This is a genomic window from Moorena sp. SIO3A2, from assembly GCF_010672265.1.
Taxonomy (GTDB): domain Bacteria; phylum Cyanobacteriota; class Cyanobacteriia; order Cyanobacteriales; family Coleofasciculaceae; genus Moorena; species Moorena producens.
Genome location: NZ_JAAHHC010000001.1, coordinates 26037 through 50047, shown reverse-complemented (window position 1 = coordinate 50047; position 24011 = coordinate 26037). Strand labels below are relative to the sequence as shown.

The window sequence follows — 24011 nt, the reverse complement described above, 5'->3', positions numbered from 1 at the left end:
ACCCTACGCCTAATCCCTACGCCTAATCCCTGCTCCCTGTTCCCTGTTCCCTGTTCCCTGTTCCCTAAAACCCAAAAAAATGTACCTCACCTAATTGAACACCGTTATAATTGCCATGCAGGAAACAGCAACAACACTGATTCATCAAGAAACTTCACTGTCTGAAATCCCGGTTAAGAGGGAGGATCGACCCAAGCCACTAATTCGGATTTTGCGGGAACCATTGCTGCATTTCCTGGTTTTGGGTGCCCTGCTGTTTGGGCTATATTTTTGGGTTGGTGGTCCTTCTATCACATCGGATTCTCCCAAGCACATTGAGGTGTCTGCTGGCACCATTGAGTCTTTGAAAACAACCTGGCAGCGGCAGTGGGGACGAGAGCCCTTGCCCCAAGAGCTGGAAAGCCTTGTGGATAAATACGTTCGCGATGAAGTACTGTATCAGGAAGCCCTGGCATTGGGGTTAGATCAAAACGACCTGATTGTGCGGCGACGGGTGGTTCAAAAGATGCAGTTCTTGGTCGAAGATGTGTCGGCTCTGCAGGAACCCTCCGATGAAGTGTTGGAAGCCTATTTAGGGGAGCATGCTGAGCGCTACGCGATACCGGGCAAGTTTAGCTTTGGACAGATTTACTTCAGCCGGGAAATGCGGCGCGATCGCACTGATGCGGAAGCCCGTGATCTTCTGAATCAGTTGCAAGCCAACCCCAACCTGGAACGGTTCCAGAAGCTAGGGGACCGCTCCATGTTGCCCATAACCTATAATCTAGCCTCAGCTGAGATCCTAAGCAACACCTTTGGTGGAAGCTTTGGTCAGGAGATGGCTGGGGTTACGGAAAACGGCTGGCAAGGCCCGTTCCATTCCGCTTATGGCAGTCATCTGGTTTACGTTAGCGACATTGAACCGGGTCATAACGCTACTTTGGCAGAGGTCAAAAGGGATGTCCGTCGGGACTGGATGAGAGACCAGCGCCAACAGCTGGACGAGCAGTTCTATCAACAGTTACGCGATCGCTACACGGTTTCCATAGACCAGGATGCCCTCAACCAAGCTATTCAGGAGGAGCAGGGATGAACAAAGAAAGGCAGAAGTCAGAAGTCAGAAGGCAGAAGTCAGAAGTCAGAGGGCAGAAGGCAGAAGTCAGAAGGCAGAAGGCAGAAGTCAGAGGACAGAAGGGATTTATCACGATACCGATAGCCCAAGCCTTCTGGCAACCAGAAGGGAGCAAGGGTTACAATTCCCCACTCAACTTTTTTCAGTGGCTCGTCTTCAGAGGGAAATGGATTTGTATTGCTCTGTTGGTTTGCCTCGGCCTGGGATGCTATCCCGCCCCCGCCCAGGCTCACGGCTTTCAAACGTCCTACCTGGAACTACGAGAGCAACCCTCTGGCCAGGTGGAGGTGGTCTGGAAAACCCCATCAGCCATGAGTTTTGGGGATGAAGGGCTGAGTAGTCCCATGACCATTAGCCCGGTATTTCCCAGCCACTGCACTGGGGTGACCGTGCCTAAAGTAATGGCTACTCCCACCACCCGTATCACCCGCTGGACATTGGATTGCGGTAAAAACGGATTGGCTGAAGAAACCATTGCGTTTCCGGGACTGCTCCAAAGCTCTCTGGAAGTGCTATTGCGGGTGGAATGGGCCGATGGGCACTCCCAAACCACCATGGTGCCCACTGGCGAAGAGACCTTTGTTATCCCAGAAAAAACCACTGTGTTTGCAGTGGGCCAGACCTACCTCAAACTTGGGGTCGAGCACATTTTCAGCGGCATCGACCACTTGCTGTTTGTCTTAGGCCTAGTCTTAATAGTCGGACCATCCTGGCGTCTGGTCAAGACCATTACCGCCTTTACCCTCGCCCACAGCATTACCCTCGGTGCAGCTACCTTAGGTCTTGTGAATGTGCCCCAAGCCCCAGTGGAAGCAGTGATTGCCCTCAGCATTTTGTTCTTAGCTTCGGAGCTGGCCCACAGCCGCCAGGGTAAACCAGGATTGACTGAGCAATATCCCTGGCTAGTGGCCCTTACCTTTGGACTGCTCCACGGCTTTGGCTTTGCCGGAGCCTTGGCAGAGGTGGGATTACCCCCCCAAGACATTCCCCCAGCTCTGTTGTTTTTCAATGTTGGGGTGGAATTAGGACAACTGGCCTTTGTGCTAGTAGTGGTTGCGGTGATGGAGAGCCTGAAACGGTTTGGTTCAGAGAACTATCCGCGCTGGCTGGGTTGGGTGCCCACCTATAGTATTGGCATTCTGGCATCGTTCTGGTGTTTCCAGCGAGTGGCAGCTTTTTGGGGGTGAGTTGATCACTTAGCGATCGCAAAAACCAGAAATCTTACCCAAAACGCTCTCTCAGAAAATATCCTGGCATCTCACAATTACAAAGTTAGCAATGTCAACAATGTATTGACTGAGTGTAAGTCCAGCATTTCCCTCGTTTCAACAGAAACTATTTACCAAACCCTATCTAATTTAAGGAGTAATATCCGATGAAATTGAAGCCTTTACCCCTGAGGATTCGACCCTTGTGGTTGCGAGTACTCACTGTAGGAGTTCTCAGTCTACTGCTAACGATGGGACAAATACCTATAGCTTCAGCAGAAATTGCACCGCTCCCAGTGGAACGAAAAGCCCTATTCGGGGACCTGCACGTTCACACCAACTACTCCCTCGATAGCTATTTTGGAGCCAACCCCAATGGTCCAGAAGAAGCCTACCGCTTTGCCCGAGGGGAGGCGGTTACGATGGCTTCAGGACAATCTCATAAGTTGAAAACTGCCCTGGATTTCACTGCCTTAACTGATCATGCAGAGTTTTTAGGAGAAATAGCCATCTGTACGATGGATGAAAATTCCCCTTACTATAACTCCGAAAATTGTCAGCTAGTAAGGGATGCACAAGACGATATAGACGCTGCTGGGGAGGCATTTCAAAGATTTATAATGGGTAAAGAGGATCTTGGGGTTTGTGGTGATAATAACGAACTTTGCGAGGAATATACCCCTCTCGTTTGGGACAAGATCCAAGATGCGGCGACACAGTTCAACGAGCCAGGGGTATTCACCACCTTCAACGCCTATGAATGGACTTCTCCTGGCAATGTGCCACGAGGAATTGCGGGGGCAGGTATTCACCGTAATATCATTTTTAGTAATGATACCGTTCCTGAGACTGTGTTTTCGGGTTCGGATGTTTCCGACCCATTGAAGTCTTCTCCCAACCCAGAGCATCTGTGGGCTTGGTTGGATACTAACTGTACCGGAGAGTGTGAGGTGATCGTCATTCCCCACAACGCTAACTTGTCTGAGGGAACTGCTTTTAACCCAACCTACTACGACAACGTTACCCCCATAGATGATGTTCGCGCCAGCACTCAACAACGACTAGAGCGACTGGTAGAAGTGATGCAAACCAAAGGGGAGTCCGAGTGCAAAACGGGTTTAGGCAATGTGGATGAACTGTGTAACTTTGAAAAACTCGATACCCGTTCCGTTCGGACGGGTCCTTCCTTTCTGATCGAAGGGGCTGCCGTCCAATCCCTAACCACTGCCCCCATCTGTGATGAACTTTTTGAACCAGAGGGTTGTATTAACAAATATAGCTACATCCGAGAAGGACTCAAAGAAGGTGTCAAACAAGAGGCTAAAATTGGTGTCAACCCCTTTAAGTACGGTTTTGTGGGCGCGACCGATACCCACAGTGGGGTTCCGTCAAGTGGGGAAGAAGATAATTACCAGGGTAATCATGGTATGGCTGACGATACTCCTCAATACCGATTGGGGATTGAACAAAGTCCCATTAGTGGTGAACTCGATAACCTTTTGAATAATCCTGGTGGGTTAACAGGAGTTTGGGCTGAAGAAAACACCCGCGACAGTATCTTTGATGCCTTCCAGCGACGGGAAACCTTTGCCACCAGCGGTCCTCGTATTCAAGTACGACTCTTTGGCGGCTACGAGTTCCCAGAAGATCTCAATCTTCGAGATGATGCCATCGAGATTGCTTATGGCACTGGCGTTCCCATGGGCAGCGATTTCCCAATCCTTCCCACTGCTGAGGCAGACCCTGAGTTGTTTGTTTGGGCGATTAAAGATCCTTTGAGTGCTCCCATAGACCGCATCCAAATCATTAAGGGTTGGCTCGGTGATGATGGGGAAACCCATGAAAAGGTCTATGATGTTGCCTGTTCCGATGACAAACAGCTAAATGAGAATGGCTCATGTCCTGGAAATAAGGCCATACCGAATATTTTTACCTGTAGTTATCCCGAGAATGTGGGAGACTCAGAACTCAGTACTGTTTGGCGTGATCCTGAATTTGACCCCAATCAACACGCATTTTACTACGCACGGGTGATCGAAAATTTCACCTGTCGCTGGAGTAGCCATGATGCGCTCGCCGTTGACAAATCTATCTTCGCCTCTGGTGCTAAACCCTTTATTCGGGAACGGGCCTGGTCTTCCCCGATCTGGTATTCTCCAGCTATCGAACCTCTGCCTGCCCAACCTGTTGAAAATATGAGCCAGGAAGAATTTTGGAATCGAATCATTCAGGAAATTGAGAAACATTATTCAACCAAATGATGAAGTAAATCTATGATCCTGGCATCCCACCATGGCTTGGTAGTTTCAAAACCTATTGACTGAGTGTAAGTCCAGCAACCAAGCGATCGCTTTATAACTATTAGAAGTGATCGCAGTTACATAGGGTGGGTTAGATGGCCCAAATCTCTTGCCATCAGCCGAACGCTGCCAATCCATCCTAACGCACCATGCTGTTTGAGCCATTGGCTCAAACAGCATGATTCAATCAAAGACAATTCCAAAAGGAGTTCATGAATATGAATCGAATAGTTTCACGTTTGCAAATCCGCAAACTATTTATAATAGGCTTGTGTATTTGCTTTCTAATCGGGAACATGCTATTTGTTTCCAACAGCGCTCTGGCAGTTTCGTTGTTGCCACCTGGAGAATACGATCTTCCAGATTTCAACCGACCTGTACCCCTTCCGGGAGAAATACCCTACTCCCCTTATGCAGGGCGACCGGATGAGTATCAGCCGAGCCATCCCCAGCAGGTATTCTGGGGGGACACCCACCTCCATACCATCTATTCCTTTGATGCGGGTGCGGCTGGAACTACGCTAACCCCGGAAAATTCCTACCGATTTGCCCGAGGAGAGGAAGTGACAACCGATGGTGGGCAACCAGTCCAGTTGTCTCGTCCCTTAGATTTCTTGGTGGTAACCGATCACACCGACCAGTTGGGCTCCTTCCAACAGTTTGTCGATTACCCCCCACAAGATTGCGGTGACGATCAGCAGCAGATAGATGATTGGCATGAAGCGATCGAAGAAGGCGGTGATGCTGCAGCCAACGCACAGAACGAGATTACCTCGGCCTTTGCTCAAGGTACCATTCCAGCCTGTATGCTCCAAAGCCCAGAGGAGTTCGGTGCAGCTTGGGATAATGAAGTCGATTGGGCAGAAGAGTTCAACGACCCCCACAAATTTACAGCAGTGATTGGGTATGAGTGGACTTCCCTAGATGCAGGGGACAACCTCCACCGGAATGTCATCTTCCGTGACAATGGCGACAAAGCAAAACAGTTGCTCCCTAAAACTACAGCAGATGGCACAGACCCAGAACTTCTCTGGGCGTGGATGCAGAACTATGAAGACACAACGGGTGGTGATGTGCTGGCCATACCCCACAATGGCAACCTGAGCAACGGAAAGATGTTTGCCGACACCGATGCTCGCGGTATGCCCCTAAACCACAGTTATGCCGAGCAGCGACAACTGTGGGAGCCACTCTATGAAGTTATCCAAATTAAAGGAGCGGGGGAGACTCATCCTTTTTTGTCTCCTGATGATGAATTTGCTAGTTTTGAAATTGCAGGTTGGGATAATGGTAATCTAGACCTGACCGCTCCGGAAACACCTGATATGTACGAGCATGAGTATGCCCGTGCTGCCCTCAAGAATGGATTGAAGTTTGAAGAAGACTTGGGAGCTAATCCCTTCAAATTTGGTCTGGTAGGTTCCACGGATTCCCATATTGGGATTTCCGGGGTGGAAGAAAATAGCTTTATGGGCAAGTTTCCCATTTATACCCCTAGCCCCGAACGGGCAGAACACGTCTCAAAGACAAGTTGTTTTACTAAGGATCAAGATGGCAACTGTGTTCCGGAGAATCCTGAGGTGAACCGGTTCGGATGGCAGTATGGAGCAGCTGGCTTTGTAGGAGTTTGGGCTGAAGCCAATACCCGCGAGTCCCTGTTTGATGCCATGGCACGACGGGAAGTTTATGCCACCAGCGGACCAAGGATGATAGTTCGCTTCTTTGGCGGTTGGGATTTTACCTCGGAAGATGTGAGTTTTAACCCTGGACAAGTGGGCTATGCCAAAGGCGTTCCTATGGGAAGCGATCTGACCAGTATGCCAGAAGGAAAAGTTCCCACCTTTTTAGTAGCTGCATTGAAAGATCCGATTCGGGGGAACCTTGATCGGATTCAAATTGTCAAGGGCTGGCTGGAGAATGGCCAAACCCAGGAGAAAGTTTACGATGTGGTCTGGTCAGGCGATCGCGTACCTAATGACACAACTGGTAAGCTTCCCCTTGTGGGTTGTGAGGTCAATCCTGCTATCTGTGAGACGGACGATCCGATGGAAGATACCGGTACCGTCAATACCGACACAGCCGAGTGGACAAATAGCATTGGTGCGGTTGAGCTGGCTCAGGTTTGGACAGACCCGGACTTCGATCCTACCCAAAAGGCATTTTACTACGCGCGGGTGCTGGAAATTCCGACTCCTCGTTGGACGGACTACGACAAGGTATTTTATCAGATAGAAATGGCTGAGGAAATTCCCTTAACCCTACAAGAACGGGTGTATACTTCTCCGATTTGGTACTCCCCATCTAACGTAACATCTGAGATAGCTCCGTTGCCTGAAAATCCCGAAGATGGCAGTGATTTTGACTTCTGGAACAGAATAATTCACGAAGTTATTCGATAAGTAACTGTTGAATTAAAGTAAGCCATCAGCTATCAGCTATCAGCTATCAGCTATCAGCTATCAGCTATCAGCTATCAGCTATCAGCTATCAGTCAAAAAATTGTGGCTAGACTACGAGAATGTCTGACGGCACCTCAAGCAGCGTTAGCTTTTAGCTCACGGCTGACGGCTGAATGCTTACGGGATTAGAAATAGGTGGTCGTTGTTTGGTATTGCAACGGCCACCTATCGTATAAAAAAAGCCAATAACTTGATAGATTAAACAAGGCACAAATTAGGTATATAAAATGAATTGGAACCGGATTTGGAAAATAGGGGTAGGAGTTGCGATCGCCCTAGTTTTGGCCATCGTTGCCTACCTTGTGATAGCACAACAGAATCGACCCATTCCCGATATAGGCTCTACAGGCACCAGTAACCCTGAGCCAGAGGTGGTTGACTCAGATACAGAGCCTTTTACTCTGCAACTACTCCATGCCTCAGATTTTGAGGCTGGACTGGCCGCATTGGAAGATGCTCCTCGGTTTTCCGCCGTCCTGAATGCCCTGAAGGAGGACTACCCCAACACGGTTGTCCTCTCCTCTGGAGACAACTACATTCCCAGTCCGTTCCTGTTTGCGGGCAGCGACCCTAGGTTGAACGAGACCCCTGTGGGAGAAGCTAGTATTGGTCACGCTAATATCGAAATCCACAATCAACTGGGTATCCAAGCTTCCACCTTTGGGAATCACGATTTCGATCTGGGCAGCAAGGAAGTGCGGGATATCATTCAACCAGATGGAGATTACCGTGGAGCGCTGTTTCCCTATCTCAGTTCCAACCTGGATTTTACCACAGACCCTAACCTATCAAGCCTGATCACGGCGAACGGTCAAGAAATCAGTACTATTCCGGCAGGACAGGTTGCGGGGACTGCAGTGATCACCGTCAATGGTGAGGCAATTGGTATTGTGGGAGCAAGCACACCCCTTTTGCCTACCATCTCTTCCTCTGATGGAGTCACGGTATTCCCGGAAAATCCCACAGACTATGACGCCTTAGCTGCTAAAATCCAAGCTGCGGTGGATGAATTGACCGCTACGGGCATCAACAAGATTATTGTCCTAGCTCACATGCAACAGTTGACCATTGAGCGGGATGAGTTAGCCCCTCGTTTGCGGGATGTAGATATAATCGTGGCGGGAGGGTCTCACACCTTGCTGTCTGATGCCACCGATCATCTTCGGCTGGGAGATACCAGTGGTGGTGTTTATCCCATTCTCAAAACCAATGGAGATGGGAATGCGATCGCTATTGTGAACACCGATGCTACCTATAAGTATGTGGGTCGTCTGGTGGTTGACTTTGATGCAAACGGTATCCTGATTCCCAGCAGTATTGACCCCAACATTAGTGGAGCCTACGCCACAGATGATCAAGGAGTTGCAGCGGTAGGAGGTACCCCAGACCCGGAGGTTGTAGAAATTACCAATACCCTGGATGAAGTGATCAGTACTCAGGATAGCAATATTTTTGGCAATACCAAAGTTTTCCTGCGGGGCGATCGCGCCTTTGTCCGCACCGAAGAAACCAACCTGGGTAACCTGACCGCTGATGCTAACCTGGTTTATGCCAAGACTGTAGATGCTACAACCGTGTTTTCTTTCAAAAATGGGGGTGGCATCCGTTCCAACATCGGGGTGATTAGCGCTGCTAACGGTGGCATCGACCCCAATGACTTTGAACTGTTGCCCCCAGCAGCCAATCCTGCGGTGGGCAAGGAAGAAGGGGAAGTTTCCCAACTTGACATCACCAACTCCCTTCGTTTTAATAATGGACTGACCCTGTTTACCGTCACAGCGGATCAATTGCTGGAAACCATCGAGGATGCGGTAGCGGCAACAGCTCCGGGTGTGACTCCCGGCCAGTTTCCCCAAATCGGTCGCCTTAAATTTAGCTTTGATAGCACTCGTCCTGCCAATGATCGGGTTCTGTCTCTGGTTGTCCTGGACGATCAAGACCAAGTTATTGATGTAGTGGCTCAGAATGGTGAATTAGTGGGGGATCCCAGCCGCACGTTTCGTGGTGTTACCATTAGCTATGTGGCTGATGGCGCTCCCTTCTCCAGCTTCTTGAGTGCCAATCCAGCTTTGTTCAATCGGATCGATTTCTGGGGTGAGCCGGATAGCAATGGCGATGGGGTTTTAGATGCTGAAGAAGACCTCAACAAAAACGGGGTCCGAGATGCTGCGCTCCCTGAAGCCTTCGAGGGTTTTGCCAATTTTGCCTCCTTTGGTTCCGAGCAGGATGCCCTAGCAGAATACCTCCATCAATTCTTCCCCACAGCAGCTAATGCCTTTAATCAGGCCGATACTGACCCAACATTGGACGAACGGATTCAAAATCTGGCTTTCCGGGAAGATACGGTAATTCCTGAATAAGCGGGGATTGGTGAAAAAATCATACCGAATGAAATGTTAGGCGGCACGGCAAAACCGCTGCCGCGTCACAACCTCATAAAATCCCCCGAGCGAGGGATTGCTCGCTCGGGGGAGATGTCAACAATACTTTTTTTCAGATGCGATCGCGTCATAGTGCGATCGCATCATTTTTTTCCGAATGCTGTGCCTGGAAGGGCAATTTCCTAGGAATACATATTGTGGCACTTTTGTCAATAACTATCGATGAAATCACCTGTCAGAAACTTGAGATGCTATTTAGCCTAAAAAATAAATGATCAAAATCTCAACGCTATACAGAGTAGTAGTTTTAGGGTACTTATAATTACACTTATAGCAGAACAATTCCCAAAGAGCGAAAATTATTAATAAATCTTATAGCAATTCTACGACTTGTGAGGTACAAATATCGGGGTTTTAGGGAGCAGGGAAGACGGAAGTCGGAAGAGGGAAAAAATAATGTGTACCTCATGAGTCCTAGAAACGCTATATCTTTGTTTACTGCTTAAGATACTATTTTATCAAACTTAGACCCAATCTCACGTTTTTTTAAACATTTATTAATGGTTTTTTATAGGGCAAAAATTATAATAAATTTCTTAATATTTGGAATATAATTTTTTATTATGCTTTTTTTTTTGATAAAAATATCAAATATAATACCGGAATTTTTGCCTGATATTAGAAAAAAAACTGGGTCAAGTAAGTGCTTGCTAACTCTGGGTTTATGCGGGTTTAGGCAGATTAAATCTGGTCAGTAATCAAGGTATTTGCAATTCTCTTTCCATCCCAAAAAAAAATTTTGTGATGCAAAAAGTGTGAGATACTTACCAACGGGTGCAGAAAACTTGTAAACCCAAAGTTTAAACTCCGATACATATGGAGCGTTATGAAATATTTGAGAGCTAATCGCTCTAAAGGCAGTCAGAAAACTGCCCAGATTGGGAAGCGATTATTCAATGCGGTGACGGCAATCGTACTAACGATCAGCTTCGCCCTAGTAGGTTTCCTGCCAGGGACTAACCAGGGAATAGCACTTGCCGACACACAAGGCAAGCCCAACATCCTGGTAATTATGGGAGATGACATTGGCTGGTTTAACCCCAGTATCTACAACCGGGGGATAATGGGCTACCAAACACCCCACATCGACAGAATTGCTGAAGATGGCATACTCTTCACCGACTTCTATGGTGAAAACAGCTGTACTGCTGGTCGATCTGCCTTTCTCACTGGTCAGAGTCCTGGACGTACTGGTCTAACCAAGGTGGGCTTACCTGGTGTTGACGTAGGATTACAGGATGACGACCCAACCCTGGCTGATCTGCTCGGGCCCCTGGGCTACGCCACTGGTCAATTCGTTGACACTCCCCGTCGAACGAAGAACGGGGATTCTTGGATCTACGACTCGTCTTGCTATCCCTTGCCGGAACCAGGAAAAGTAGAGGACAAATCTCCCCGAGCGTTTAGATCATGGATCCAGGTTTCGGTGTGCCCCACCGTACCTTTTTATATGGATAGACAGATACTTTTTATTATCTAATTTTTCATAGACGTTATAGTCGTTAGACCAAATTACGCAATACGTATCTAATACATATTTTTTACGTTGTCTACTTATGATTAGATCATACCTATCTAAAGAAAAGTTTATTACTTATACTCTTATTATAGCACACAAAAGGAAAAGCCGTCCTAGAAGGACGGGGCTTTAGACCCAAAGTTTTTGGTAAAAACCATCTGGGTGACTTAGATAAGTATCTACCCACTAACCACGGTTTCGATGAGTTCTATGGCAACCTCTATCACCTCAATGCTGAAGAGGAACCAGAAAACGAAGACTATCCTCCTCTAGGTGAGTATCCAGTATTCGACGCCAACTTTCGGCCACGGGGCGTAATCCATAGCTATGCCTCCGATGCAGACGATTCAATAACATGCGAAGAGGGTGCAACAAACGTAACAGATGAAGATAGTGAAGGTCAACTAGTGTGCAACACAGGTCCGCTAACTAAAAAGCGGATGGAAACAGTGGACGAAGAGTTCCTAGATAGTGCACTAGATTTCATCTCTGAGGCCCACGATAAAAGTCAGCCGTTTTTTGTATGGTTTAACGCCACCCGTATGCACGTCTTTACCCACCTTAAAGACGAATCTGTAGGGGTTACCGGACAGGGAATCTATGCAGACGGTATGGTGGAACACGATGGTCATGTCGGGGTACTTCTCGATAAGCTTGAAGAATTGGGCATTGACGATAACACTATTGTGCTCTACACCACTGACAACGGTGCAGAATTATTTACCTGGCCTGACGGCGGCATAAGTCCTTTCCGTAACGAAAAAGTAACTAACTGGGAAGGTGGTTTCCGCGTGCCCGCTATGATCAAATGGCCTGGTCATATCCAACCGGGTTTGGTTTCCAGCGAAATCATGTCTCTCCAAGATATGTTGCCCACCCTCATGGCTGCAGTTGGTGTGGACGATATCAAGGAGCAGCTACTTACAAATGGTTACGGCACTGATGAGGACGGTAACCCTATCCTCATTCATCTAGACGGCTATAACTTCTTACCCTATCTATCAAGTCTAGGTACTGAAGACGAACTTCCTGAAGGGCCTCGTGAAGAGTTCTACTATTTCACTGATGATGCTTACCCATCGGCACTCCGGTTTAAAGATTGGAAGATAATTTTTGCCGAACAGCGAGCTCTAGGTTTTGATACTTGGGAGGAACCCTATGTCAATTTGAGGGTTCCCATGATCCTTAATCTGCGTCGCGATCCCTTTGAGAGAGCTCCCTTCGAGTCTAACTATTACGTAGACTGGCGCTTCCGACGCACTTACTTGCTAGGTCCGGCCACAGCATATATGGCTCAATTCCTGGATACCTTCAGGGAATTTCCACCTAGTCAACGTCCTGCATCTTTTAGCATCAATCAAGTTGTGGAGGAGCTAATAGAAGACCTCAAGAATAAGGCATTGGATTAAGCTGCTCAGTAGGGTATATAGCAGAAGTCAGAAGTCAGAAGTCAGAAGTCAGAAGTTAAACTCTTGCCAAACTGTAGTTTGAGACTTTTGTCATGTCCTAATTACCCTGGCGACTGCTATAGCACTAAGTCTTTACTGGCTAAGTGCCACCCCTAGCTGGACAATCAAGGCGTCACTTGATGGCAAATCTGCCCATCAGTGACGCCTGCCAACCAGCCTTGACCATAACTACTTGGCAATAGTTTGTATCCAAAAGATCAGTTGGCTACCTAAAAATAGCCTTAATTGGCAAAAAGCTGCTCAGCAATTACACTACAGAAGTCTTAGCTCATGAAAAAAAGAAAGTTTTTAGTTTTCCTATCGATTCTTTTATCAGTCTTTTGCATAGGAGGGTTTGTCGGATGTCCTTCTGGCAATGCCGATTATGACCCCTTACTGTCTTGGAATGAGGGTGGGACTAAGCAAGGGATTGTTAACTTTGTGGAAGACGTTACCAATCCCAGCAGTGATAACTACGTTCCTCCTAGCGATCGCATCGCCACCTTTGATAATGATGGAACCCTGTGGACTGAAAAACCAGAATATATTCAGGAGTCATTTATCAAATATAGGCTAACTAATGCCTTGCCAGCTCTTCAAAAACTTCCTTCTTTAACTGAAAAGGATGTCATGGTAAAAGATCTCATCCTAGAATATATTCAACCGGAGCCATTAACACCGGAAGAGTATAAACAGAAAGCTAGGGACTTTCTGGATAACTCTTTGCACCCATACCTGGGAGTGCCATACATCGAGCTGACTTATCAGCCCATGGTTGAACTGGTCAATTATCTCCAAAGTAATGATTTCAAGGTCTATATTTGCTCTGGGGGAGGACTTGATTTTATTCGCTCTTTTGCCGAAGATGCCTATGGTATTCCCCCTGAAAACGTGATTGGTAGTACCGTCCAAACAGAATATATCGCCCAAGGCGATGGATCTTATCTCTTGGTTAGGAAGCCAGAACTGGTGCAACCCATTAACGATGGACTAGGTAAACCAGTGGGAATTGAACGCTACATTGGTAAAAAACCAATTATGGCAGTTGGTAATTCCAGTGGTGATTTACCAATGCTTGACTACACTGATGATAACCAAGGTCCAGCTTTAATGATGCTGCTTCACCATGATGATCCCCGCGAATGTCCCTATGCTGCTGACGAACCTGACATTGACTGTCCATACGATAAAAAGTCCGAGTCTAATTTTAATGTTTTTGATGTGGCCAATGAGCGTGGTTGGACAGTTATCAGTATGAAAGACGATTTCGTAACAGTTTATGGAGACATAACTCAATCGATAACTCCATCGATAACTCCATCGATAACTCCATTGGATAATGTATCTGGATCTGAACAAGCATCTGGAGATGAGAACCAATTTGGATATCGAAGAAGAGCTAAATACCAACACTCAGTGCGCTCATCAGTGGCTGGTAGGTATCGTAGGTACTAAATGCTAAGCCCTAGTATAGCGTTTTTTAATTTGGTGAAGTACATATTCCTTGGTTTTAGGGAACAGGCAACAGGTAAAAAATCCTGTGTACTTCATTAGGCTAGAAACCGCTATACATAGCATCTTTTGAATTTGGCATGTTGAATTTGGCATGCTAAGCAACTGTACTAACCTCAGTAAGCATCAAGGCGTCACTGGATGGTAAATTGTAAAAATTGCACATCAGTGACGCCTTTGTAATGTAAAGTAAGTTTTAAGCTTATGCGCTACGCGCACGCTACGCGAACAGCTTATGCGCTACGCGCACGCTACGCGAACAGCTATTGGCTATCAGCTATTGGCTTTTCCCCAGACTTTCAATTTTATTTTAAGCTGCGCGAACGCGAATGGCTGACAGCTGACAGCTGACGGCTGAATGCTTACGTCTGCTGAAATATTAGAAGAGGAGTGTATTTTATCTGAACCAGTCATGAGTTTGAAAGCAGCAACTTCTAGTCAAGATTTGGAGCAATCTAGGGTAGCAAGTCCCCAGGTTATCTCCTATGGTTTTACGGATGTGGAACAGTTGACTGAGTTCTTGATATATAGCCACATGGAAATGATTCAGCTTTCTCGTGGTTCTTTCCAGAGTAAGTTTTTGTCTACCAAGATTGGTGATTTATATTTCACACGCATTAGCGCCAATCAATCGATTCAAGCTTGGGGTCCGAAACAGCAGGGATATTTAAATTTTGAGCTGGTTTGGGGATCCATTGGAGGCAATTGTTATGCCCACGGTCAGCCCCTTTGTCCCCAAACTGATTTGTATGGTTTTGATATGCAACGGGGAACGGGCTTCGTGACTCCTCAAGTGGCAATGACATTAGGGATATTCATCCCGGTGGGAATCTTTGAAGCTTGTGCAAATGACTTGCAGCGCTATGATTTGGACGATCGCTTTCTCGCCATGAATCATGTCAGTATATTACCCGATCCCATGGCAGAGATCAAGGACTATCTACGAGAACTATTTTGGTTGGCGCAACATAAACCTGACTGGTTGAACCAGCCCCATGTTCAACAGCTGGTTGCAAATGATATCGTTCCGTTGGTAATTCAAGCCATTCCCATTCAAGGCAGTTCCACCCCTACCCTCAAACCGTCTCGGCGGAGAAAGTTGATAGGCCAAGCCGAGCTTGAAATGGTGGCTCAGTTGGAAAAACCCCTGACCCTCAAGGAGCTAGCCAAACGATTGGGGTCTAGCAGTTCAGCGTTGTCCTATGGGTTTCAGGACTTATTTGGCATGAGTCCCATGCGTTATCTCAAGGTGCGACGGCTCAATGCGGTGCGCAGGTGCCTGAAGGCACGTGATCCAGACAGTTGTAGCGTACAAAGCCTAGCTAACCAATTTGGGTTTTGGAATCCAGGCCATTTTGCTAGAGATTACAGACTCATGTTTGGGGAATTGCCTTCAACAACCTTGCACATGAAAGCACAAGTTACATAATATTAAGGAAGAATTAAGGGAAATCACAACCTAAGCATATGGGCTACGCGCACGCTACGCGAACAGCAGTCAGAACTCAGCTTAGGTGTGGGAAAAGCCGAACTAACCCGTTTTATTCAAATTGCTATGGGTTAAGCCAGTGAAGTTGAAGATCACCTGTTACTGGCTCACGATCTTAACTCAACTCTTAGCCAAAGACTATCAATTCTATCCTAGCTTATTGTAGCACAAACTAGACCCGCAAAATTCCCCCACCTGCTACACGGCGGTGGGGGAATTTTGTGGAGAATTTTAAAATGCAACTATACCTGGTTTTGAGACGATTGATAACGAGGCTTAACAAAACGAATCATAGATAAAACTAATGATTATACCCTCAAATACTATTTGAGTCTTATGGTTAGTAAAGTTGGAATTTTTGAGTTTTCAGGGCAGGCGTTTATGTTTAGCCTTGAATAGGGAGCAAGTCAAAGTTGCACAGTCAAAGTTGCAGAACATATGAACTATGTACTATCACAGCAAGCTAAGACCCATCAGGGGGCTATAGCTTTAGTACAAATGCTCTGCATAAGTGACATGGGACCGGTGCAGAAAACTTGCAACACTAACGTTTAAACTCCCATACAAACAGGAGGTGTCATGAAATATTTGAGAGCTAATCGCTCTAGCCCAGATTGGGAAACGATTAGTGAATGTCCCAATCGCGATCGTACTAGGGATGACCTTCACCCTAGTCAGTTTCCTGCCAGGAACTAACCAGGGAATAGCACTTGCCGACACACAAGGCAAGCCCAACATCTTGGTAATTATGGGAGATGACATTGGTTGGACAAATATTAGTGCCTTTGAAAAGGGCATTGTCTTGGTTCATGTAGGGTGGGCAGTGCACCAGACAGATAATGAAGCTTGCAAAGCGCGTTGGTAGGCACTGCCCACCCGAAGATTAATGACAATGGTGCAAGATCTCAGCCTAGAAAGCCAGGAAAAAATAGCTTCACTGCTCCCCCAGTGAGGACTCAAATGAAACCGATGACAAGGGATCAATTGATGAACTCTTGCGTGTCCAATTCAGCCAAGGCTGCCCAAATCCCGCTTTGGGATGCGGCCTGAGTTCTATTAACCTCTATCGATCAAGGAGTTTCTGATTTATGCGACGAATTCTCAAATCAGGAATCGCTCTGGTGATTTCCCTGATGTTGTTTCTGTCGGGACTGCTGCCCTGGCTCCCGACTGCTCCTGCCTTTGCTGAGGAGACCACTACGCCCAATATTATCGTCATCATGGCAGATGACGTGGGTTGGTTTAACCTGAGTGCCTACAACGACGGTATGATGGGCTACCGTACCCCAAATATTGATCGCATTGCTGAAGAGGGCATTCGCTTTACCGATGCCTATGCAGAGAATAGCTGTACCGCTGGACGGGCAGCATTCATCACGGGTCAAAGCCCTGGACGTACTGGTTTGACCAAAGTAGGTCTCCCAGGGTCTGATTTGGGACTGAGTACCGAAGATATTACCCTGGCCGAAATCTTGAAAGAACAAGGCTATGCCACAGGCCAATTTGGTAAAAACCACCTTGGCGATCGCGATGAGTTTCTTCCTACCAATCATGGCTTTGAAGAGTTTTATGGCAATCTCTATCACCTCAACTCTGAGGAAGAGCCAGAAAACCCTGATTATCCCGGCGGAATAGACGGTGACTACGTTAAAAAGTATGGTCCCAAGGGCGTTCTCCATTCTTATGATACGAGGGTGGAAGGAGCACCTAAGACGGTGGCAGAAGCGAAAGACCTTCATTATTCTCTAGTCCCAGAGCATCCCTGTATTGATGATGCATCACTTTCTTATAAAGTAGATGAACTAGATGAAGATGATCCTGACTTTGAAGGCCCTGTGGGTCACCAAGTGATTTGCAACACAGGAGCACTGAGTAGTGCTCGGATGCCTACGGTAGATGAGGAGTTTCAAGGTGCAGCCGAAGCCTTTATGGAAAAGGCAGTCGATAATAAGAAGCCCTTCTTCGTGTGGTTGAACCCCAGTCGGATGCATGTATATACCCATTTGAAGCTTGAATCCCAAGGCGTCACCGGTCAAGGGCTCTTTGCTGATGGTATGGTAGAAAACGATAATATGGTGGGCGAGCTGCTCGACGAACTTGATGAGTTGGGTGTTGCGGACAACACGATCGTTATCTACACCGCAGATAATGGAGCGCAATTCTATAAGTGGCCTGATGGTGGGATGATTCCATTCCATGGGGAAAAGAATACTAACTGGGAAGGTGGTTTCCGGGTTCCCTTTTTGGTGCGCTGGCCTGCCCGTTGGAAAGGTGGTGTCGTGTCCAACGATATCATTTCCATGTTGGATTGGTTACCAACTCTAGCTTCGGCAACTGGAATTGAAGACCTTCAAGATATTAAGACTGAATTGCTCAACCCTTGTCTTGAAGAAGATCCTCCAACGGAGGTTACCTGCGATGGGACTGAACTCCCCGTGGTTTATGAAGCCAACGATCGGGATTTCCACCCGTTGCACCTAGATGGGTACAACTTCTTACCTCGCCTGGATTACCTTGACAATATCAACCGCCTTAAATTACTTCTACGAAACCTAAAAATTACTAAGTTGCCAGTAGAAAGACTCTGTGATGAAGAAACCCGTGTAGAAGCACTCTGTGAACTCCATGTAGAAGCACCCCGTCACGAGATGTTCTATCTCACGGACGATGCTTATCCCTCAGCTTTGCGCTATGACGATTGGAAACTGATCTTTACCGAGCAACGGGAAAAAGGTGCCAAGGTCTGGTCTGAGCCTTTTATTAAATTGAGGATACCTATTGTCCTTAACCTGCGTCGCGATCCTTTTGAGCGTGCGCCAGAAGAATCATCATACTATGACATTTGGAAGACCAATCATGCGTTCGTCATTCCACCAAGCCAATATTACGTTGCTCAATTCCTGGACACGTTTCGGGACTATCCTCCCCGTCAGGTTCCAGCTTCCTTTACCATTGATGGGCAATTGCAAGATCTGTTAGACGATCTTGAGAAGATGAGACTTGACGACTAAAGTGACCCCATGAAAGGGTTGGGGTGAGCAGTGCCCAACCCTGCACCTAAAAACTGAAATTTTGGGAGAAGAGACGATCGCCCTGCCACAGCTTTTCCATAGTTGGCTAATCATAGCTTGTCGTTTCTGCTCCACCCTCTAATAATCACGTTGAACTGTATTCATAAAGGAGTTTCTTAATTTATGCAACGAATCATGAAATCAGGCATTGCGATCGTAATGTCTATGATGCTTTTCCTCTCAGGAATGCTACCTTGGCTCCCAACAGCCCCAGCTTTTGCCAACGAAACCACGACCAAACCCAATATCATTGTGATCATGGGCGATGATATCGGCTGGTTTAACATTAGTGCCTATAACCTAGGCATGATGGGTTACGAAACACCCAATATTGACAGTATTGCCGATGATGGCATACTTTTCACTGACTTCTACGGTGAACAGAGTTGTACTGCTGGTCGTGCTGCCTTTATTACAGGTCAGAGTCCTGCACGCACAGGTTTAACCAAGATTGGATTACCTGGTGCGAAAGAAGGATTACAGCTAGAAGACCCAACCTTGGCAGAACTACTGAAGCCATTGGGCTACAAAACTGCTCAATTCGGTAAAAATCATTTGGGTGACTTAGATATGTTTCTACCCACTGCTCATGGTTTCGATGAGTTCTTTGGGAACCTCTATCACCTTAATGCGGAGGAGGAACCAGAGAACGAAGACTATCCAGAGTTAGGTAAATATCCTCTTTTTGACCTGTTTCGTCCACGGGGTGTCCTTCACAGCTACGCAGACAATACTAAACAATGTCCAGCTGGAGCAGAGGATGTCACAGACGAAGAGAGTCTTGGTCAAAGGGTTTGTGATACTGGTCCTCTGACTCAAAAGCGGATGGAAACCATAGATGAGGAGGTTCTTGACCGTACCCTTGCATATCTAGATGAGGTTGTTCAGCCAGACGCAAACGGAAATACAGATCCATTCTTTGTCTGGTTTAACAGCACCCGCAACCACATTTTCACCCACCTGAAGGACGAAGTGAAAGGCGTTACCGGACAAGGTGTCTACGCTGACGGTTTGGTGGAACACGATGGTCATGTTGGTCAACTTCTCAATAAGCTAGACGAACTCGGAATTGCTGACAACACTATTGTTATCTATACTACTGACAACGGTGCTGAGGTATTTTCTTGGCCTGATGGTGCTACCATTCCTTTCCGCAGTGAAAAGAACTCCACTTGGGAAGGAGGTTTCCGAGTTCCTGCAATGATCAAGTGGCCTGGTCATATTCCCAGTGGTGTAGTTTCCCACGATATTATCTCTCATCAAGATATGTTGCCAACGCTGATGGCTGCAGTTGGTGTGGACGATATCAAAGAGCAGCTTCTTACTGGCTATACTGCTGGCGATACAACTTACAATGTTCACATTGACGGCTATAACTTCTTGCCTTATCTAACTTCTCTAGGAGGCCCAGACTCAGAGGTAGCAACTCCTCGTGAAGAGTTCTTCTATCTGACCGACGGCGGTTTTCCATCCGCACTCCGGTTTGAAGACTGGAAACTGGTGTTTAGTGAAATGCAGGGTGAAGGGTTTGATGTTTGGTTTGACCCCTACGTAAATTTAAGGGGTCCTCGGATCATTAACTTACGTCGCGATCCATTTGAGAAAGCAACCTATGAGTCAAGCTACTACGATGACTGGCTAATTCGCCGAAGCTTCTTGATCGGTCCAGCAATTGGATATTTAGGCCAATTCCTCGAGACCTTTAAAGCCTATCCACCTCGGCAATTACCTGGCTCTTTTGGTATCGATAAGATGGTGAGCGATCTAATGGAGGAGCTGGAACATCCTGCATCGAACAATTAATTCAATTGTTACCGATTTGTCTCAATTTATAATAAGGGGAAGTTCATTCTTTCCCCTTTTTTTTAACATAATTAGGGCTTGCTGCATGAGTGTGTAAGCCATGCCAGACAACGGTCTCAATCATTTTTGGTTTCCCAAGTGCAAGGAAATGCTATCTAATCGGCTCAAAAACCTTGTACCGACCTGGGAAATTCCGTAAAACCTAACACCTAAAACCTTACCTACCACCTACCACCTATTCAAACCAGAAAATTACGACTTATTCTCCCAAACCCTAATTACCATGAATTATTCCTGGTTTTCCCATTTAATACGTCAACTTTCTCTAATTTGTTAGCATTACAAATGAGCGAATCAGATAGAATACTTGATCTGGGAGTTACTGTTGATACCTTTGAATCATTCTTCCAAGAAAAATTTTCCCAAGAAGCAGTAAAGGTTTATCAAGTAAAATTGCTAATATACAATCCTGTTGAGGAGATAATAACCGAATGGAAAAATTAGACAAGTACCGATTAATAATTCGCCAACTATTAACTAATCATGCCAGGTTAGAAGCCAATAATTCAGATTCAGAGATTGAAGGTCAACTTATTTTTGACACAGAACATGACCATTATCAACTTCTAGATATCGGCTGGGATGGACTCAAACGAGTTTATCACTGTTTTATCCATTTAGATATCAAAGATGGTAGAATCTGGATTCAGCGAAATATGACAGAAGCTGATTTGGCACAAGATTTGGTGGAAATGGGTATACCAAAAGAAGATATTATTCTCGGTTTACATCCCAGTTATAAACGTCCTTACACAGGCTATGGAGTGGCTTAGTGATATTCACCTTATGGGCTATGGGCACGCTACTTGAGGTGCCATTAGCTTTTGGCCAACGGCTGATAGCTGAACTGACCGCTGACCGCTGACCGCTGACCGCTGTTCGCGTAGGGCATATGCTTACATACTAATCGCTTTTCTAGTTCAACAATGAAGACTCCTTGGTTAAAATTACTTTTCTTCAAACTTTTCATCGGTTTCCTGACAGTATGCCTAGTCTTTGGCACTCCCACACCAGTCAAGGCATCTCCCACGGTAAATAGCTGCCCTGAAGGTATGACCTTCATTCCTGGGGGCACTTTCAAGATGGGTTCCGACGTTTACTACCCTTCTGAGCGCTCTGCGGAAGATGTTACCGTTGAGAGCTTCTGCATCGATAAATACGAAGTGACTAATGCGGAATTTGCCAAATTTGTCAAGGAAACTGGTTATATTACAGTAGCAGAGCGTCCCCTCTCCTCGGAACAGTTTCCCAACTTAACAGAGGAGCAACGGGCACCTGGTTCCCTAGTCTTTCAGATGCCGGACAATGGTGTTAGACCAGTCGGTTACCTGAGCTGGTGGAAGTGGACTCCTGGGGCTGACTGGCGACATCCCTTTGGTCCAAAGAGCAACATTAAAGGGAAAAAGAACTATCCCGTGGTCCATGTTGCCTATGAAGACGTTCAAGCCTATGCTAAGTGGGCAGGGAAGTCAGTACCCACAGAAGCCCAATGGGAATATGCTGCTCACGGTGGACTGGATGATGCTACCTACAGCTGGGGTGAGCAATACTCAGCCCAGAAGGCTAATACCTGGCAGGGATTCTTCCCCTTTTTCAACACCAAAGCTGATGGTCACACCGGCACTGCACCTGTAGGTTCTTTTGAACCAAATGGTTATGGTTTGTATGACATAACTGGTAATGTCTGGGAGTGGACCTCAGATTGGTATAGCATCGGTCACGATGGCAAATCCCACAGTCTTAATCCTACAGGACCTAATCAAAAAGAAAGCTTCGACCCCAGAGAACCGGGTGTTGCTAAACATGTCATTAAAGGCGGGTCTTACCTGTGTGCTCCTAATTATTGTAGTCGCTATCGTCCTGCTGCTCGGGAGTCTCAATCACCCGATACAGGAACCACTCACATTGGATTTCGTTTAATTATATAATTTCCAGTTGAGATGACTAGGACAGCAATTCTCATTTTGGGAAATAGGTGTTCCAATTGTGGGAATGCGGATAGTGTATTAATATCTAGATCACTTTTAGATTACTACTGAGAGTTGAAGCGAGCAAAACCACCAGGGTTGTTTGACACAATAGTCAGTTATTTTCGCTCCTGTCTGAAATCTCTGCCAGACTTGCGAACGGGCAAAAACACTCGCTATACAATGGAAGATGCCGCCCAAGCGTGCCTTTGGTGTGTTCTTCACCCAAACTCCATCATTCCTAGCTTACCAGCGCCAGGATGAAAAAACCTAAGTACAGGACAAAAACTTGAAAAGATAGAGAGGAAAAGGGTTTCATGGAAATAATCACAATTTTCGACGAAACCCCTATGAACCAGGTTAACTTGCTGGTGCAAACATTAAAACCTGATCTGAAATGGCATGGAGCGCGACTCAGTTTCCTGGCTTTGTTTCTGATTGCTCTTTTTCGGGTCAAAACTGTAAACTTTGCGGAACTAGCCACCGGGTTTATGGGTACAGCAAAAACAGCATCGAACTACAAACGGCTACAAAGATTCTTCCGAGACTTTGAGCTAGACTACTATGGTCTAGCTCAACTAGTCGTCTCAATAATGGCAATCCCTGAGCCTTGGGTTTTAAGCCCTTACCGCACCCAGTGGCAATTTGGTCACCAAACCTTCAATATTTTCACCTTGGGTATTGTTCCGGCGCGGAGTAGCCTTTCCCATGTTGTGGTGGATGCTTGACAAGAAAGGAAACTCCCACACCGCTGAACGTATAGACTTGTGTGAGGAGTTTATTGAACTGTTTTGTGAACACCAAATTGCTTATGTTGCTGCTGACCGAGAATTTGTGGGACAACAGTGGCTAGATTATTGGCTTTCACAACCCATGATGCCCTTCAGGGTTCGTATTCGTCATAGCGTACGCTTGGGAGATGGTCACACTACCTTCCCAGCTCGTGTGGTGTTTGCCCATCTTCAGATTGGTCAATCTCAAAGACTCTTGAGCACTCGCCTTTTGTGGGGTCATTGGGTGGATGTGGAGGCTCTTCGTCTCGAAGATAATTCTTTAGTGGTGGTGGTAGCTCCTCCAAAAAGCCCTCCGAATCTACTCAATGATTACGCTCACCGCTGGGGTATCGAAACTTTGTTTGGCATTTTTAAGAGTCGTGGTTTCAACCTCGAAGATACCCATTTACAAGATCCTGAGCGTTTGAGTCGCTTGTTTGCTTTGCTCACTATTGCTTTGTGTTGGGCTTTTCGCACTGGTCAATGGCTATGTCAATTCCAACCGATTGTCATCAAAAACCATGGACGTAAAGCTAAGAGTCTTTTTCGCCATGGGTTTGATTACCTTCGCCGTCTGTTTCTTAATTTAGCTCAGTTTGATGGTGAGTTTCGTTACTCTCTTCGATTTTTGTCCTGTACTTAGTGAAAAAACTATTAAACCCAATATATTTGGTTGTTTTGAACCATATTGCTGGAGCATTATTAATCTTTTTGGGTCTATTTTTTTCGGTGTTGGGATTCGCAAAGATCTGGCTTTTTCCTCACAGCACCTTACAATTTATGGGCTATAATTCGTAATCAGCTCGATCAAGTTTATCTTGTATGGTGGCTTGAACTATGAAACCAATTC

17 protein-coding genes and 4 pseudogenes are annotated in these 24011 nt (G+C 46.4%); 19 read left to right on the top strand and 2 right to left on the bottom strand.

What is annotated here, in order from left to right; all coding sequences use genetic code 11:
- The first annotated feature begins 115 nt into the window (after positions 1-115).
- From F6K64_RS00230 to F6K64_RS00220, 3 genes are all read left to right on the top strand, one after another.
- The gene (locus tag F6K64_RS00230) at positions 116-1072 is read left to right on the top strand and encodes a peptidylprolyl isomerase (RefSeq protein WP_287264655.1); all 957 of its coding nucleotides are present in this window, start codon (positions 116-118) and stop codon (positions 1070-1072) included.
- A complete protein-coding gene (locus F6K64_RS00225; protein WP_287264654.1) occupies positions 1069-2298 on the top strand; it encodes a HupE/UreJ family protein in 1230 nt (409 codons plus the stop codon). The genes F6K64_RS00230 and F6K64_RS00225 overlap by 4 nt, the downstream gene beginning before the upstream one ends.
- Before the next feature lie 188 nt (positions 2299-2486).
- Positions 2487-4580 (top strand): DUF3604 domain-containing protein, encoded by a 2094-nt coding sequence (locus tag F6K64_RS00220; protein WP_287254978.1) that lies wholly within the window; start codon positions 2487-2489, stop codon positions 4578-4580.
- A gap of 45 nt (positions 4581-4625) precedes the next feature.
- Here the strand turns inward: F6K64_RS00220 and F6K64_RS00215 are convergent, their stop codons facing one another.
- Positions 4626-4799 (bottom strand): hypothetical protein, encoded by a 174-nt coding sequence (locus tag F6K64_RS00215; RefSeq protein WP_287264652.1) that lies wholly within the window; start codon positions 4797-4799, stop codon positions 4626-4628.
- 38 nt (positions 4800-4837) lie between these two features.
- Here F6K64_RS00215 and F6K64_RS00210 point away from each other — a divergent pair, with 38 nt between their 5' ends.
- The 13 genes and pseudogenes from F6K64_RS00210 (at position 4838) to F6K64_RS00150 (ending at position 21194) form a co-directional block, all read left to right on the top strand.
- Positions 4838-7018 (top strand): DUF3604 domain-containing protein, encoded by a 2181-nt coding sequence (locus tag F6K64_RS00210; RefSeq protein WP_287264651.1) that lies wholly within the window; start codon positions 4838-4840, stop codon positions 7016-7018.
- A gap of 287 nt (positions 7019-7305) precedes the next feature.
- Positions 7306-9438: a bifunctional metallophosphatase/5'-nucleotidase gene (locus tag F6K64_RS00205; RefSeq protein WP_287264649.1), complete on the top strand. Its 2133-nt coding sequence runs from the start codon at positions 7306-7308 to the stop codon at positions 9436-9438.
- Between the two features lie 137 nt (positions 9439-9575).
- Entirely contained in the window at positions 9576-9734 is a 159-nt protein-coding gene (locus F6K64_RS00200; RefSeq protein WP_154659711.1) for a hypothetical protein, read from the top strand.
- Between the two features lie 611 nt (positions 9735-10345).
- Positions 10346-10816, top strand: a pseudogene (locus F6K64_RS00195) (sulfatase-like hydrolase/transferase); the annotation flags it as partial.
- A 332-nt stretch (positions 10817-11148) separates the two neighbouring features.
- Positions 11149-12447: pseudogene (locus tag F6K64_RS00190) on the top strand (sulfatase-like hydrolase/transferase); the annotation flags it as partial.
- A 330-nt stretch (positions 12448-12777) separates the two neighbouring features.
- Positions 12778-13941 carry an HAD family hydrolase gene (locus F6K64_RS00185; protein ID WP_008181300.1) on the top strand — a complete coding sequence of 388 codons (1164 nt, stop codon included), beginning with the start codon at positions 12778-12780 and terminating at the stop codon, positions 13939-13941.
- A 261-nt stretch (positions 13942-14202) separates the two neighbouring features.
- Positions 14203-14349 carry a hypothetical protein gene (locus tag F6K64_RS00180; protein WP_287264648.1) on the top strand — a complete coding sequence of 49 codons (147 nt, stop codon included), beginning with the start codon at positions 14203-14205 and terminating at the stop codon, positions 14347-14349.
- A 7-nt stretch (positions 14350-14356) separates the two neighbouring features.
- Positions 14357-15427: a helix-turn-helix domain-containing protein gene (locus F6K64_RS00175; RefSeq protein ID WP_287264647.1), complete on the top strand. Its 1071-nt coding sequence runs from the start codon at positions 14357-14359 to the stop codon at positions 15425-15427.
- Between the two features lie 688 nt (positions 15428-16115).
- Entirely contained in the window at positions 16116-16352 is a 237-nt protein-coding gene (locus tag F6K64_RS00170; protein ID WP_287264646.1) for a hypothetical protein, read from the top strand.
- 223 nt (positions 16353-16575) lie between these two features.
- The gene (locus F6K64_RS00165; protein WP_287264645.1) at positions 16576-18498 is read left to right on the top strand and encodes an arylsulfatase; all 1923 of its coding nucleotides are present in this window, start codon (positions 16576-16578) and stop codon (positions 18496-18498) included.
- A gap of 183 nt (positions 18499-18681) precedes the next feature.
- Positions 18682-20361 (top strand): arylsulfatase, encoded by a 1680-nt coding sequence (locus F6K64_RS00160; RefSeq protein ID WP_287264644.1) that lies wholly within the window; start codon positions 18682-18684, stop codon positions 20359-20361.
- Positions 20362-20706: 345 nt separating this feature from the next.
- A complete protein-coding gene (locus F6K64_RS00155) occupies positions 20707-20865 on the top strand; it encodes an element excision factor XisH family protein (RefSeq protein ID WP_287264643.1) in 159 nt (52 codons plus the stop codon).
- Positions 20853-21194, top strand: a complete 342-nt coding sequence (locus F6K64_RS00150) for a XisI protein (RefSeq protein WP_287264641.1) — start codon at positions 20853-20855, stop codon at positions 21192-21194. Before F6K64_RS00155 ends, F6K64_RS00150 begins: the two co-directional genes overlap by 13 nt.
- A 44-nt stretch (positions 21195-21238) precedes the next feature.
- On the opposite strand, the gene F6K64_RS00145 is transcribed toward F6K64_RS00150, so the two are convergent.
- Entirely contained in the window at positions 21239-21502 is a 264-nt protein-coding gene (locus F6K64_RS00145; protein ID WP_287264639.1) for a hypothetical protein, read from the bottom strand.
- 1 nt (position 21503) lies between these two features.
- Here F6K64_RS00145 and F6K64_RS00140 point away from each other — a divergent pair, with 1 nt between their 5' ends.
- The 3 genes and pseudogenes from F6K64_RS00140 (at position 21504) to F6K64_RS00130 (ending at position 23804) form a co-directional block, all read left to right on the top strand.
- On the top strand, positions 21504-22349 hold the full coding sequence (locus F6K64_RS00140) for a formylglycine-generating enzyme family protein (RefSeq protein WP_287264637.1): 846 nt from the start codon (positions 21504-21506) through the stop codon (positions 22347-22349).
- Positions 22350-22499: 150 nt separating this feature from the next.
- A pseudogene (locus F6K64_RS00135) lies at positions 22500-22644 on the top strand (ISNCY-like element ISAtsp9 family transposase); the annotation flags it as partial.
- Positions 22645-22738: 94 nt separating this feature from the next.
- Positions 22739-23804, top strand: a pseudogene (locus F6K64_RS00130) (IS4 family transposase).
- The last annotated feature ends 207 nt before the right edge of the window (positions 23805-24011 follow it).

What these genes read in the sequence shown, in the direction of transcription:
- F6K64_RS00175 (WP_287264647.1), top strand. Translation starts at nt 14,357, where the DNA reads ATGCTTACGTCTGCTGAAATATTAGAAGAGGAGTGTATTTTATCTGAA.
- F6K64_RS00185 (WP_008181300.1), top strand. Translation starts at nt 12,778, where the DNA reads ATGAAAAAAAGAAAGTTTTTAGTTTTCCTATCGATTCTTTTATCAGTC.
- F6K64_RS00165 (WP_287264645.1), top strand. Translation starts at nt 16,576, where the DNA reads ATGCGACGAATTCTCAAATCAGGAATCGCTCTGGTGATTTCCCTGATG.
- F6K64_RS00160 (WP_287264644.1), top strand. Translation starts at nt 18,682, where the DNA reads ATGCAACGAATCATGAAATCAGGCATTGCGATCGTAATGTCTATGATG.
- F6K64_RS00225 (WP_287264654.1), top strand. Translation starts at nt 1,069, where the DNA reads ATGAACAAAGAAAGGCAGAAGTCAGAAGTCAGAAGGCAGAAGTCAGAA.
- F6K64_RS00150 (WP_287264641.1), top strand. Translation starts at nt 20,853, where the DNA reads ATGGAAAAATTAGACAAGTACCGATTAATAATTCGCCAACTATTAACT.
- F6K64_RS00155 (WP_287264643.1), top strand. Translation starts at nt 20,707, where the DNA reads ATGAGCGAATCAGATAGAATACTTGATCTGGGAGTTACTGTTGATACC.
- F6K64_RS00200 (WP_154659711.1), top strand. Translation starts at nt 9,576, where the DNA reads ATGCGATCGCGTCATAGTGCGATCGCATCATTTTTTTCCGAATGCTGT.
- F6K64_RS00215 (WP_287264652.1), bottom strand. Translation starts at nt 4,799, where the DNA reads ATGCTGTTTGAGCCAATGGCTCAAACAGCATGGTGCGTTAGGATGGAT.
- F6K64_RS00230 (WP_287264655.1), top strand. Translation starts at nt 116, where the DNA reads ATGCAGGAAACAGCAACAACACTGATTCATCAAGAAACTTCACTGTCT.
- F6K64_RS00180 (WP_287264648.1), top strand. Translation starts at nt 14,203, where the DNA reads ATGCGCTACGCGCACGCTACGCGAACAGCTTATGCGCTACGCGCACGC.
- F6K64_RS00220 (WP_287254978.1), top strand. Translation starts at nt 2,487, where the DNA reads ATGAAATTGAAGCCTTTACCCCTGAGGATTCGACCCTTGTGGTTGCGA.
- F6K64_RS00140 (WP_287264637.1), top strand. Translation starts at nt 21,504, where the DNA reads ATGGGTTCCGACGTTTACTACCCTTCTGAGCGCTCTGCGGAAGATGTT.
- F6K64_RS00205 (WP_287264649.1), top strand. Translation starts at nt 7,306, where the DNA reads ATGAATTGGAACCGGATTTGGAAAATAGGGGTAGGAGTTGCGATCGCC.
- F6K64_RS00210 (WP_287264651.1), top strand. Translation starts at nt 4,838, where the DNA reads ATGAATCGAATAGTTTCACGTTTGCAAATCCGCAAACTATTTATAATA.